Here is a 13,209-nt window from a genome sequence, read left to right as displayed (position 1 = left end):
TTTATTACTTTTTTACCAATCTTGTTTTTGCTCTACGTAATCGCTAAAACTCTCTATTTTAAGATCGGTTTCCGACTTTTTGCAAATGGAATAGATGAATGCTGATGCCAAACGGGCATTGGTAACCAAGGGAACATTTAAGTCGATGGCAGAACGTCTGATCTGATAATCATTGTTCAATTCATCTTTGCTTAGGTTCTTTGGGATGTTAATTACCAAATCAACCTCGTGATCGCGAATCAAACTCACTGCCGTTTTCTTTTCATTTTCATCTGGCCATGCCACCGCTTCCACACTCACTCCATTTTCCTGAAGGAATTTTGCAGTACCTCGCGTTCCGTAAAGCTTGTATCCACGCTCTTCCAGCATTTTTGAACTCTTTAAAAGTTCAATCTTTGAGCGAATAGGACCACTACTAATTAATACAGCTTTCTTCGGCACTCTATAACCAACTGATATCATTGATTTTAATATCGCATCGTAATAATCTGAACCCAAACATCCAACTTCGCCTGTCGAAGACATGTCTACACCCAAAACTGGATCGGCTTTCGACAATCTCGAGAAGGAGAATTGGGATGCTTTTACTCCGATATGCTCCAACTCAAACATGGAAGGAAGATTGTTCGGAATCTGAACATCCAACATGGCCTGGGTTGCTGTTTCCACAAAATTAAAGTCCATAACTTTCGAAACAAACGGAAAACTACGACTGGCGCGAAGGTTACACTCAATTACCTTAATGTCGTTATCTTTTGCCAGAAGCTGCATATTAAAAGGTCCGGTAATATCAAGCGATTTTGCAATTTTACGAGCAATTTTCCTGATTCTGCGAATGGTTTCGAAGTACAATTTCTGTGGTGGGAATACCAAGGTTGCATCTCCGGAGTGTACACCGGCAAACTCAACATGCTCCGAAATGGCATCAATTACAATTTCGCCATTCTTGGCTACTCCATCGAACTCAATCTCTTTGGCTTCCTGTATAAATTCACTTACAACTACCGGGTATTGTTTTGATACTTGTGCTGCAAGATTCAGGAAGTGTCCTAACTCCTCGCGGTTCGAAACCACGTTCATGGCAGCACCAGAAAGAACATAGCTCGGACGAATCAAGACCGGAAATCCCACTTCATCAATAAATTCGTGAATAGCGTCTATACTAGTAAGCTCACTCCATCTTGGCTGATCTACACCCAACTCATCTAACATGGCAGAGAAAGTTTGTCTGTTCTCTGCCCTATCAATCGATTCTGGAGAAGTACCCAACACCTTTACATCTGCATTGTGCAAGCGCATAGCCAGGTTATTTGGTATCTGTCCTCCTACCGATACAATTACACCTCTTGGCGATTCCAAATCGATAATATCCAATACTCTTTCGAAGGACAACTCATCGAAATACAATCTGTCGCAAACATCGTAATCGGTACTTACCGTTTCCGGATTATAGTTGATCATTACCGATCGTAAACCTTCTTTATTTACTGCATTTAGTGCATTCACACTACACCAGTCAAACTCAACCGATGAACCAATTCGATAAGCGCCAGATCCCAAAACAATAACTGATTTGTTATCGGCTACATAGTCGATGTCATTTTCATCTCCACTATAAGTAAGATAAATGTAATTGGTTTGTGCAGGATACTCTGCTGCAAGGGTATCAATTTGCTTCACAACAGGAACAATTCCCTTTTGTTTACGATGCTTTCTTACCGCCAACAATTCCGATTCCATATTGGTATTTTCAGGCTTCAGTATGAATCTTGCCAACTGGAAATCAGAAAATCCATATACTTTAGCCGCTTTAAGCAATTCATTAGGTAGATGCTGTAAGTTATTATGCTTTTGAAGATCCCACTTTATTTTCGTAATATGCTCCAATTTGCTTAGGAACCATTTATCGATCTTAGTTAAGTCGTGTACCTGATCGATGCTGTAACCTTCTTCAAAAGCTTGTGCAATGGAGAAAATACGCATATCGGTTGGATGAGTAAGTTCCTTATCAACATCCTCAAATTTGGAATGGACATTGCCAACAAATCCATGCATTCCCTGTCCGATCATTCGAAGGCCTTTTTGAATCGCTTCCTCGAAATTACGACCAATTGCCATAACCTCACCTACCGATTTCATGCTTGAACCAATCTCTTTGGTTACCCCTTCGAATTTGTTCAAATCCCAACGTGGAATCTTACAAACCACATAGTCGAGCGCAGGCTCAAAACATGCTGTAGTGGTTTGAGTTACTGTATTTTTAAGCTCATGAAGCGCGTATCCCAAACCCAGTTTGGCGGCTACAAAGGCCAATGGATAACCGGTGGCTTTCGAAGCCAATGCCGACGATCTCGACAGACGTGCATTTACCTCAATCACACGATAATCTTCTGAATTTGGATCGAGCGCATACTGAACGTTACATTCACCAACAACACCCATATGACGGATGATTTTAATGGCCAGGGCTCTTAGCTTATGATACTCCGAATTGGTTAATGTTTGTGATGGAGCAATTACAATACTTTCTCCCGTATGGATACCAAGTGGATCGAAGTTTTCCATATTACATACCGTAATACAATTGTCATAAGCATCACGAACCACCTCGTACTCTACTTCTTTCCATCCTTTTAGTGACTCTTCAACCAAAATCTGGTTCGAATAGGATAAAGCGTTCTCAGCTAGTTTTTTCAGCTCTTCCGTATTGGAACAGAAGCCAGACCCTTGTCCACCTAGAGTAAAGGCCGCACGAACAATAATTGGAAAACCTACTTTCTCTGCTGCATCTAATGCTCCCTGAACGGTTGATACTGCATAAGATTGTGGTGTTTTTACATCGATTTTACGCAGCTCGTTTGCAAATATTTCTCTGTCCTCAGTCTTGATAATTGCTTCGATAGGCGTACCCAGAACCTTTAGCTTGTACTTTTCCAGAATACCCGATTCGAACAATTGAACCCCGCAATTTAGCGCAGTTTGTCCACCAAACGCCAACAGAATTCCATCAGGTTTTTCTTTTAAAATTACTTGCTCCACAAAAAAGGGAGTAACCGGCAAAAAGTAAATCTGATCGGCAACTCCCTTGGAAGTTTGAACGGTTGCAATATTCGGATTGATCAATACGGTATGAATACCTTCCTCTTTCATGGCTTTTAATGCCTGCGATCCGGAATAGTCAAATTCGCCAGCTTCACCAATTTTAAGGGCTCCTGAACCCAATACGAGTACCTTCTTTATCTTGTCTTTAATCATTTCTTTTACGCTCTATACTGTTAATTGATAATTTTAAATTACGAATTGTTAGTTGTCTTGATGTTTTTCCATCATTTCAATGAAATCATCAAAAAGGAATTCTGTATCGGTCGGACCACTTGATGCTTCAGGATGAAACTGAGAGGCGAAAAATGGCTTGCTCACATGCTTAATTCCTTCACAGGTATTGTCGTTAGCATTAATAAATAATGGTTCCCACTCTTGTGGTAAAGTTTCATTATTAATGGCATACCCATGATTCTGAGAGGTAATGAAACAACGTTTGGTTCCCTGGAGAACTACTGGTTGATTGTGACTTCTATGTCCGTACTTTAATTTGTAGGTATCGGCTCCTGCGGCCAAAGCCATTAATTGTGTACCCAGACAGATTCCCATAATTGGAGTTTTCTGTTGGAAAGCTTTCTTTAAATTCGCTATGGCAGCTGTATTTTGCTTTGGATCTCCAGGGCCATTTGAAATGAATAAGCCATCATAATCTTCCTGGCTGAAGTCGTAGTCATGTGGAACGCGAATAACGGTTGTATCTCGCTTTAAAAGACATCTGATGATGTTGTTTTTCACACCACAATCCAATAAAAGAACCTTGTGCTTTCCTTCACCATATACCTTCTTCTCTGGTGTGCTTACCTGCGCAACCAAATTTTCAAGGTTTGGATCTTTCCATTCTGGTTCCTTGCCTTCAAAAACAATTTTTGCAAGCATACTCCCCTGTTCTCTTAGTTTTTTGGTAAGTGCACGGGTATCAACCCCATAAATCCCTGGAATTTTGTGATCTTTCATCCAATCTGCCAGGCTTAAACTTGCATTCCAATGACTGAATTCTTCCGTGTAATCAGATACAATAAAGGCAGATACCTGTATCTTCTCTGATTCATAAAATCGGAACAATTCGTCTTCTTGCAAAGTTCCCGGAACACCATAATTCCCAATTAATGGGAAAGTACTCACCAAAATCTGCCCTTTGTAAGAAGGGTCAGTCAAACTTTCCGGATAACCGGTCATTGCAGTGTTAAACACCATCTCTCCTGCCACGGAGCCCTCATACCCAAAAGATGTACCGACGTATTCTGATCCATCTTGTAAAATTAGCTTTGCTTTTGTCTGTTGTGACATAAAAGTTCTATAAAATGGTTATTAAAATTCGATTAATAGTTACCTGTGTCGCTCTACGACACTTAAATTCTATTTAGTAAATTCATATATGCTTCTTTGGTTTTGTGGAAGTTAAAGGCAACGAATGTTTCGTTCATTTTACAAACAATTCTATCATTACATAAATTCCCAAGACTTCCTTCATGAACATGCTCAATTTCGCCTTCATGATTAAACTCACCTGCTTCGACAAGTTGCCCTACTTTTTTATATGCATCACGAAATGGTACTCCGTCTACCACCATCTTGTTTACTTCTTCAACAGTAAACAGGTATTTGTATCGCTCATCATTCAGTACTTCTTCGTTTATTTTAACTTCCGATAGCATAATCCTGGTCATTTCAAGACAAGAGAGCATCTTGTCAAACGAAGGCATAAAGAATTCCTTGGTCAATTGATAATCTCTGTGATATCCGGAAGGAAGATTTGATGTTACTGCCTGAATTTGTGCCGGTAACATTTGTAATGCATTGGCATGTGCTCTAATCACCTCAAAAACATCAGGATTTTTCTTGTGAGGCATAATACTGCTTCCTGTGGTTAGCTCATCAGGGAAACTCAGGAAGTTAAAGTTTTGGGAGTTGTATAAACAGGCATCCATGGCCAATTTTGCAATGGTCATTGCCATATTTGCTAAAGCAGATAGCACGGTAAATTCCATTTTTCCACGACCCATTTGAGCATACACAACATTATAGCTTAAGTTATCAAAACCCAACAATTCAGTTGTCATTTGCCTGTTTAATGGGAATGAAGAGCCATAACCTGCTCCCGATCCTAATGGGTTCTGATTGACCACTTTATAGGCCGACTGAAGCACCAAAAGGTCATCGGTTAAACTTTCGGCATAGGATCCAAACCACAAACCAAAAGATGAAGGCATCGCCACCTGTAAGTGTGTATATCCGGGAATCAGAACATTTTTATAGGTATTACTTTTTTCGATCAACTCATCGAACAGCAATCTTGCCTCTCGAACAATTTCCTCTAGTTTATTCCTTGTGAATAGCTTAAGATCAAGAAGAACCTGGTCATTTCTCGATCTCCCACTATGGATTTTCTTTCCAATATCGCCCAAGGCATTGGTCAGTAAATATTCAATCTGGGAGTGAACATCTTCAATTCCATCTTCGATTACAAAGGCATCGTTTTTTATAGATGAATAGATTTTTCGTAGTTCTTCCTGAATTAATTTCAATTCTTTCTTTTCCAACAGACCAATAGATTGTAGCATTTCGATGTGTGCAAGTGATCCAAGTACATCAAAAGCTGCCAATTCAAGGTCTAATTCACGGTCCATACCTACCGTAAACTGTTCAATTTTCTTGTCAACTTGTACGCCTTTGTCCCAAAGTTTCATATTCGATTATATTAGGTGTTTATTATTTCTTTTAAGCTTTTGTTTTAAGTGATAACATCTGGCTATTTCTTCATTAATCCATCAGGTACGAGCCATCAATTACCATCAGATTTCTAATCCGTTCAACAAGTTATAATATTTTTCGATGCCTTTCCCAATTTCTTTGATATAGATAAACTCATCTGCAGTATGTGATCTTGCTGAATCTCCGGGTCCTAATTTTAATGTTGGAAACCCTTTCATAATTGCCTGGTCGGATGTCGTTGGAGATCCGTAATACTTCATGCCCTGCTTAAGTCCTTTCTTTATTAAAGGATGTTCCAACGAAATCCCAGATGAATTCATTCTGAATGACCTTGCTCTTACCGTGCTCTCAACATGTTCCTCAATGATTTCAAAAGCTTTTTCGTTGCTGTAAAACTCATTGGTTCTTACATCAACAACATAGGTGCATGATGCTGGAATTACATTGTGCTGTTTCCCTGCATTAATTTGTGTTACAGTCATTTTAACCGGACCAAGCATTTCCGATTCATTTTCAAACTGGAAGGTATGAAACCATTCAATGTCATTCATTGCTACACCAATTGCATTCACACCCTCATTTCTGGCCGCATGTCCAGGAACTCCTTTGGCTTCACAATCTAATACCATCAATCCTTTTTCAGCAATGGCCATTTCCATTAAGGTAGGTTCACCAACAATTCCCACATCAATTCTCCCGATTTTATCCTGTACCAGCTCAAATCCGTTTTTACCAGATATTTCCTCCTCTGCAGAGGCACAAAACACCCTGTTGTAATCCTGTTGTGTTTCCTCCAAAGCCAGAAAAGTTGCCATTAAGGATACCAGGCATCCACCAGCATCGTTGCTTCCCAAACCAAAAAGTTTGCCTTCAATTTCCTCTGGGGTGAATGGATCTTTGCTCCATTTCTCATTCGGCTTAACTGTATCAAGGTGAGAGTTCATTAATAATACTGGTCGCCCTTCCTTAAAATCCTTATTGAACACCCATACATTATTTCCTACCCTGTTAACCTGGTATCCAAATTCATCCAATTTCTTTTCCATCAAATCAGCTACATGATTTTCTTCTTTGCTGAAGGACTGAATTGAAATCAGTTCTTTTAGTATGCTTAGGGCGATATCTTTGTATTTAGTTAGACTCATTTCTTTTCTATTGAATAATTTGCGTTCCAGATGAATGATTGTTCTCCATAGAGACGAAGTTGCCAATGATTACCTCTTCAACTCCTTGTTTCAATGCATAAAAAGCATTTTCAGTCTTCGGCATCATCCCTGTGTTAATCGTGCCATCTTTTATCATTTTGGCACATTTTTTCGAATCTAATACAGGCATTACACTGCTATCATCTTCTGAGTCCATTAATACACCTAACTTTTCGAAGCTATACACAAGTTTTACCTTATAGAAACGGCTTAAAGCAGCAGCTACCTCGGTTGCTATTGTGTCAGCATTTGTATTGAGCAATTGCCCTTTCCCATCGTGTGTTATTGGGGCAATAACCAATACAGAATTACACTCAATTTGCTTGCATAAGGCCAATGTGTTCACTTTCGTGATATCGCCCACATACCCAAAATCGATACTCGGATGATTTCGCTTTTCGGCCAGGATTAAATCCTGATCAGCGCCGCACATTCCCATGGCATTCACACCTCTGGCTTGTAATGAAGCCACAATATTCTTGTTCACCAAGCCGGCATATACCATGGTGACTAACTTTAGGTTTTCGGCATCGGTTATTCTTCTGCCATTTACCATTTTTGTTTGAATGCCTAGTTCTCCTGAAAGATCCGAAGCTAGTTTTCCTCCTCCGTGTACCAAAACAACTTTGCCGCTCAGTTTCGAAAATGCTTCCAAAAAATCACTCAACTTCTCTGGGTCATCTATTACATTTCCTCCAATTTTGACTACTGTTAGTTCGCTCATTTCTGTTTACAATTTGGGTTTTACGATTTCGTATCAGGCCACACATGTGCCAGCCAAAACACATTCTAATGATTCAATAAACTGGTCTGCCTCTTCTTTTGTTATCGAAAGTGGCGGTAACAAGCGAAGTGTATCCTTTCCCGAGGAACCGGTAAATATTCCATGCTCCTTAAGTAATTTCGTTCTGATTTCTGACATGTTTTCCATGTCAAGACCAATCATTAATCCTTTCCCCCTTATTGCTTTTATCTTCTTATTCTCTTTTAATTTATCCAGTAGGTAACTTCCAATTTCCAAAGCGTTTTTCATTAGTTGTTCCTCTTCAATGGTTTCTAAAACGGCCATTGCGGCAGCACAAGCCAAATGATTGCCACCGAAAGTTGTTCCCAGCATTCCTTTCCATGCTTTTATGTCAGGCGATATTAATACAGCAGCTATCGGAAAACCATTTCCCATGCCTTTGGCGCTTGTAATAATATCCGGTTGAATTCCTGTGTACTGATGTGCAAAGAACTTACCGCTTCTTCCATAGCCCGATTGAATCTCATCAAGTATCAATAAAGCTTCATTCTGCTCACAAGCCAATTTGATAGATTCTAGAAACTCAATTGTTGGCTCAATTACACCATTCACCCCTTGAATGCCTTCTACAATAACTGCAGAAACATCTCCTTTGCTAAGTTCTTCTATCACATGCTTAGTGTCATTCATTTCCACAAATACCACATTGTGTTCAGCATTAAAAGATGAAGACAAATTTGGGTTGTCTGTGATGGATAGTGCACCTCCAGTTCTACCATGGAATGCACCTTTTACCGATATTACTTTTTCTTTTTTGTTGTGAAAAGAGGCAATTTTCAAGGCATTCTCGTTTGCCTCTGCTCCCGAATTGCACAAGAACAGATTGTAATCATCATATCCACTTATTTTTCCCAGCTTACAAGCCAGTTTTTCCTGCAATTCGTTTCTTACTGCATTGGAATAAAATCCCAGGCAATGCAATTGGTTTTCAATTCTGAACATGTAATTGGGGTGTGAATGACCAATCGAGATCACACCATGACCACCATAAAAATCCAAATACTGATTTCCCTTATCATCGGAAAGTTTCATTCCCTTTCCGTTAACCAGATTGATATCGTAACAATTATATACGTCGAATAATTTCATTTTTCTTTCTTTTTAAAAACCAATAGGTTTCAGGCCTAATCCCTCTTTTTCATTCAATCCAAACATGACATTCATGTTCTGAACCGCTTGCCCCGATGCTCCTTTTAACAAATTATCAATCACCGAAATAATCATCAGTTTATTTCCATGCTTTTCGAGATACAACACACATTTATTTGTGTTAACTACTTGTTTTACATCGGGAATTGAATCCGATATAGAAACAAAAGAATGCTCTGAATAATAGTTCTGATACAGCTCTTTTGCTTCTTCCAGAGTCATATTACATTCCGTGTAGATTGTAGCCATAATCCCCCTGCTAAAATTTCCTCTTACCGGTATAAAGTTGATTGCTTTTTCGTATTCGGGCTGCAACTGAAGGATTGATTCAGTGATTTCAGCCAGATGCTGATGTGTAAAAGCTTTATACACCGCCACATTATTATTTTTCCAACTAAAATGAGAAGTTGTAGTGGGATTTTGTCCAGCTCCTGTAGACCCAGTAATGGCATTTACATGGATTTCTTCTTGCAATTTTTCACTTGCTGCCAAGGGAAGAATTCCCAACTCAATACAGCTTGCAAAACAACCCGGATTGGCAATTTTATCTGCTTTAGCGATTGATACCTTATTCAATTCGGGCAAACCATAAATAAATCCCTTATCATTATTTTTGGGTCTGTAATCTGTGCTTAAATCAATAATTTTAAGATTCTCTGGCAATTCGTTTTGCTCTAAAAATGCTTTGGTTTTGCCATGACCTGAGCATATGAATATCAAATCAACAAGTGTATAATCAGCTTTAGCAAATATTAAATCAGTATCCCCAAGCAAATCCTTGTGTACATTTGCGATTGGCTGTCCTGCATGACTTGTACTTTGTACAAATGCAATCTTTACCTCTGGATGCCAGATAAGAATCCGCAACAATTCACCTGCAGTATATCCTGCACCACCTATAATTCCAACATTTATCATCTTTACTGCTTATTTACTGTATGATAAATTTTAAGTGAATTGGCCAGTATATTTGTAAAGCCTTTTACATCGTCAGCGGTCCAACCCTCATTACTTTCACCGTATTGTCCAAATAAATCGGACATTAAGTCGTTTGGAGATTCAATCCCTTCCACCAAAAACTGCTCCGGACTCATTTTAATAAATACTTTGCCATTCACATTCTTTTGAGAATCAACAAGAAAAGTTTCCATATTTCTCATCACTGGCTCCAGGTATTGAGCTTCGTGAAGTAACATCCCATAAAAATTGGATATCTGTTCTTTCCAATACATTTGCCATTTGGTTAGCGTATGCTTTTCCAGTGTTTCGTGAGCTTTTATAATCATCAGAGGAGCAGCGGCCTCAAAAGCAACTCTCCCTTTGGTTCCAATAATGGTATCACCCACGTGCATATCTCTACCTATTCCAAAGGCAGCTCCGGCCTGTTCAATTTTTTGAATGGCCTCTAATGGGTGACTTACTTTTTCACCATTAACGGCAATCAATTCTCCTTCCTTAAATTCAATACTTAACTTTTCCGAATTGCTCTTCACAACTTGCTTTGGATATGCATCTTCTGGCAATGGCTGACTCGAAGTTAAGGTTTCCTTACCACCTATACTGGTTCCCCAAATTCCAGCATTAATCGAATACTTCATCTTTTCGAAGTTGGCATCAATACCATGATCCTTTAAATACTGAATTTCGCTTTCTCTACTTAATTCAAGATCTCTTGTAGGGGTTATAATTTCGGCATTAGGTGCCATGATTTTAAAAATCAGATCAAATCTAATCTGATCATTACCAGCGCCTGTACTACCGTGTGCAATATAATCTGCATTAATGGAGTGAGCATATTGAGCAATGGCCATGGCCTGGAATGCTCTTTCCGAACTAACTGACAATGGATAGGTGTTGTTTTTCAGAACATTACCCATGATCATATATTTGATACATTTTTCGTAGTACTCCTTTGTAATATCAAGCGATACGTGTTCTATTACTCCCAATTGCTTGGTTCTCTCTTCGATTTCACACAGTTCTTCATTGCTAAAACCGCCTGTATTTCCTAATGCTGTATACACTTCCATCCCCAACTCCTTAGAAAGATAAAGTGCACAATATGTTGTATCTAAACCTCCGCTATATGCTAATACTACTTTTTTCTTATTGCTTGTCATCGTTTTTTTCTTTTGATTGATTGAATTGCTTGATTGTTTCACTCAGATTGTTTGTACCATTCTTGTTTGGATCGAATAACATGCCAGTGCACAGGCACATTTTTCGGTCAGTTCTTTGCAGGATATCATAGTTAATACAACTACTACATCCTTTCCAAAAAGACTCATCTGTTGTTAATTCCGAGAATGTTACCGGTCGGTATCCGAGATCCGAATTGATTTTCATCACAGGAAGACTGGTTGTTAAACCGAAGATTTTCGCCTGAGGATAACGCTTTCTCGATAATTTAAATGCTTCTGCTTTAATTAGTTTTGCTAATCCCACAGCTCTGTATTCCGGATCAACAATTAAACCCGAATTGGCTACATATTTGCCATGTTCCCAGGTTTCTACATAACAGAATCCGATAACCTTTAAATCATCAAAAGCAATGACAGCTTTTCCTTCCTGTATCTTTTGTACGATGTACAAAGGATTTCTTTTTGCAATTCCAGTACCGCGTATTTTCGCAGCACTTTCAATCATTTCACAAATCTCCGAGGCATAATCAATATGTCTCAAATCTGCTACAATGACACTTATTTTTTGCTCAACTTCCATGAATGTATCTATCATTTTTTAGTCTCTAGGTTTCCCAAAATAATGCTACGCCAGTTAGGCATAACCATTTGTTATTGATATCGATAAAGAATGTTTCTTTTAAATTGTTGTTGTTTAAAATCCGAAACCATCGTCGTCGGAATTTTAAGGAGTTGTTTGTTTTCATCTTATTTTGTTTTAACTATTTCACACAAAAAAAGCCTACCGTAGGAACGGTAAGCTTAATACAATTTATAATATATCTGACAATCAGATACAGCAAGCTCATCCGTCCCTCCAGGGTAACAGTTACTTCGCAAATGGCGGCGGCTTTCTGTAAAGATTATACTTTTCATTTTTTGTATTCTTAATTCAATGTTTTTTCAATGTTTCAAAAAAAAGGCTTACCGGGAAAACGGTAAGCCTTCTAAATATTGTTCTTAATCATTGATTACAAGACAATAAGACTAAATCCGCTTTCCCCAGGGGTGCGCTCATTCGTCGTCGTCGTATGTAAAACAATTGAATCATTTGGTTCTTTTTATAAATTAAACTTCAAAAAAAAACTTTCCGAATGGGAAAGCTTGGAAATAAATCATACCAATACTTGTCCTTATCGTTACAATAAAGATCTGAACATGCATCGTCGAATGATTATTACTTTTTCCATACTTTTTTTGATTTGTTGCTTACAAAGATAAGGGCAAAAAAAATTAAATTCCTAACGAAAAAGTATTTTTTTTACAATCCCTATCATTTCAAACCTTTGCGTGGCAATTTTGTAATTTTTTTAGAAGAAAACCGCTACTTATATCATGTTAGCAAGATAAAAACAGGCATTTATAATTTTCACCTTTGTATGAGCAACAAATTTATTCTTGTTTAAATAAGATACAATTGTCTTTTTTATGTTCGCAACTACTTCTAAATTAATGATTTTTAACACTTAAAATGTTGATTTTTAGATAACCATTTATAAATTGCGTCGTAGAATTGGTTTAAATGTCAAAATTTAAATAGTTGAAATCATTATGGAGTGGAAAAAAATTGTTGGGTTTGTGTTGTTTGGTTTAGCTGTTGTTACTTTTATTCTTACTTTCTCCTTTCCTTTTATTCTTGCCGGAACTAAAAAAGTTGTTTTCTTAACTGCATCAGTTTATGTCCTAAATAAGGTTTTCTTTTATTCTTCCTTATATATTTTAGGTCAGCAGTTCATTACAAAGATTGGAAAATACCTTCCAAGATGGGTTGAGAAGAAACTTCTGAAAATTCTAAGAGTTCAACCAGTTGTTGAAACAACAAAATAAATACAATATCCTTTTTAGGATATTTTTTTTGGTCTCTTGTCAAAATATTTAACATTAATCCAAATTAACTCAGCACCCTCACTAGAGAGTGATTTCAATCGGTAAAAATCGTAAACCACTGATATTCACGAAAACCTTTTCGTGAAAAAAATATGACTTTTTTCAGGTTTTAAAACGTTTTCGAAATTCTACTGAACAATAATGCTTGTTTTAAAGCATTTTTTTATTC

At 37.9% G+C, this 13,209-nt stretch carries 11 protein-coding genes; 1 reads left to right on the top strand and 10 read right to left on the bottom strand.

Annotation, left to right across the window (positions count from 1 at the left end):
• Nucleotides 1-12: 12 nt before the first annotated feature.
• The 10 genes from carB to ELS83_RS00080 all read right to left on the bottom strand — a co-directional run bounded on the left by carB (nucleotide 13) and on the right by ELS83_RS00080 (nucleotide 11,860).
• A complete protein-coding gene (carB, locus tag ELS83_RS00125) occupies nucleotides 13-3,255 on the bottom strand; it encodes a carbamoyl-phosphate synthase (glutamine-hydrolyzing) large subunit (RefSeq protein WP_216616267.1) in 3,243 nt (1,080 codons plus the stop codon).
• A 48-nt stretch (nucleotides 3,256-3,303) separates the two neighbouring features.
• A complete protein-coding gene (gene carA, locus ELS83_RS00120) occupies nucleotides 3,304-4,389 on the bottom strand; it encodes a glutamine-hydrolyzing carbamoyl-phosphate synthase small subunit (protein WP_171593470.1) in 1,086 nt (361 codons plus the stop codon).
• 62 nt (nucleotides 4,390-4,451) lie between these two features.
• A complete protein-coding gene (argH, locus tag ELS83_RS00115; protein WP_171593469.1) occupies nucleotides 4,452-5,789 on the bottom strand; it encodes an argininosuccinate lyase in 1,338 nt (445 codons plus the stop codon).
• A gap of 105 nt (nucleotides 5,790-5,894) precedes the next feature.
• Nucleotides 5,895-6,959, bottom strand: a complete 1,065-nt coding sequence (locus tag ELS83_RS00110) for a M20 family metallo-hydrolase (RefSeq protein WP_171593468.1) — start codon at nucleotides 6,957-6,959, stop codon at nucleotides 5,895-5,897.
• Nucleotides 6,960-6,966: 7 nt separating this feature from the next.
• Nucleotides 6,967-7,743: an acetylglutamate kinase gene (gene argB / locus ELS83_RS00105; protein WP_171593467.1), complete on the bottom strand. Its 777-nt coding sequence runs from the start codon at nucleotides 7,741-7,743 to the stop codon at nucleotides 6,967-6,969.
• Between the two features lie 33 nt (nucleotides 7,744-7,776).
• The gene (locus ELS83_RS00100; protein WP_171593466.1) at nucleotides 7,777-8,913 is read right to left on the bottom strand and encodes an aspartate aminotransferase family protein; all 1,137 of its coding nucleotides are present in this window, start codon (nucleotides 8,911-8,913) and stop codon (nucleotides 7,777-7,779) included.
• Nucleotides 8,914-8,925: 12 nt separating this feature from the next.
• Nucleotides 8,926-9,891 (bottom strand): N-acetyl-gamma-glutamyl-phosphate reductase, encoded by a 966-nt coding sequence (argC, locus tag ELS83_RS00095; protein ID WP_171593465.1) that lies wholly within the window; start codon nucleotides 9,889-9,891, stop codon nucleotides 8,926-8,928.
• A 2-nt stretch (nucleotides 9,892-9,893) separates the two neighbouring features.
• Nucleotides 9,894-11,093: an argininosuccinate synthase gene (locus ELS83_RS00090; protein WP_171593464.1), complete on the bottom strand. Its 1,200-nt coding sequence runs from the start codon at nucleotides 11,091-11,093 to the stop codon at nucleotides 9,894-9,896.
• The gene (locus ELS83_RS00085; RefSeq protein WP_171593463.1) at nucleotides 11,080-11,709 is read right to left on the bottom strand and encodes a GNAT family N-acetyltransferase; all 630 of its coding nucleotides are present in this window, start codon (nucleotides 11,707-11,709) and stop codon (nucleotides 11,080-11,082) included. Before ELS83_RS00085 ends, ELS83_RS00090 begins: the two co-directional genes overlap by 14 nt.
• Before the next feature lie 10 nt (nucleotides 11,710-11,719).
• Entirely contained in the window at nucleotides 11,720-11,860 is a 141-nt protein-coding gene (locus tag ELS83_RS00080; protein ID WP_171593462.1) for a hypothetical protein, read from the bottom strand.
• Between the two features lie 844 nt (nucleotides 11,861-12,704).
• Here ELS83_RS00080 and ELS83_RS00075 point away from each other — a divergent pair.
• Complete coding sequence (locus tag ELS83_RS00075; RefSeq protein ID WP_171593461.1) at nucleotides 12,705-12,980, top strand: hypothetical protein; 276 nt, start codon at nucleotides 12,705-12,707, stop codon at nucleotides 12,978-12,980.
• Nucleotides 12,981-13,209: the final 229 nt, after the last annotated feature.

Source organism: Marinifilum caeruleilacunae, assembly GCF_013141825.1.
Lineage (GTDB): Bacteria > Bacteroidota > Bacteroidia > Bacteroidales > Marinifilaceae > Marinifilum > Marinifilum caeruleilacunae.
Note: the sequence above shows the minus strand (reverse complement) of the source record. Positions and strands in the feature narration are given on the sequence as shown.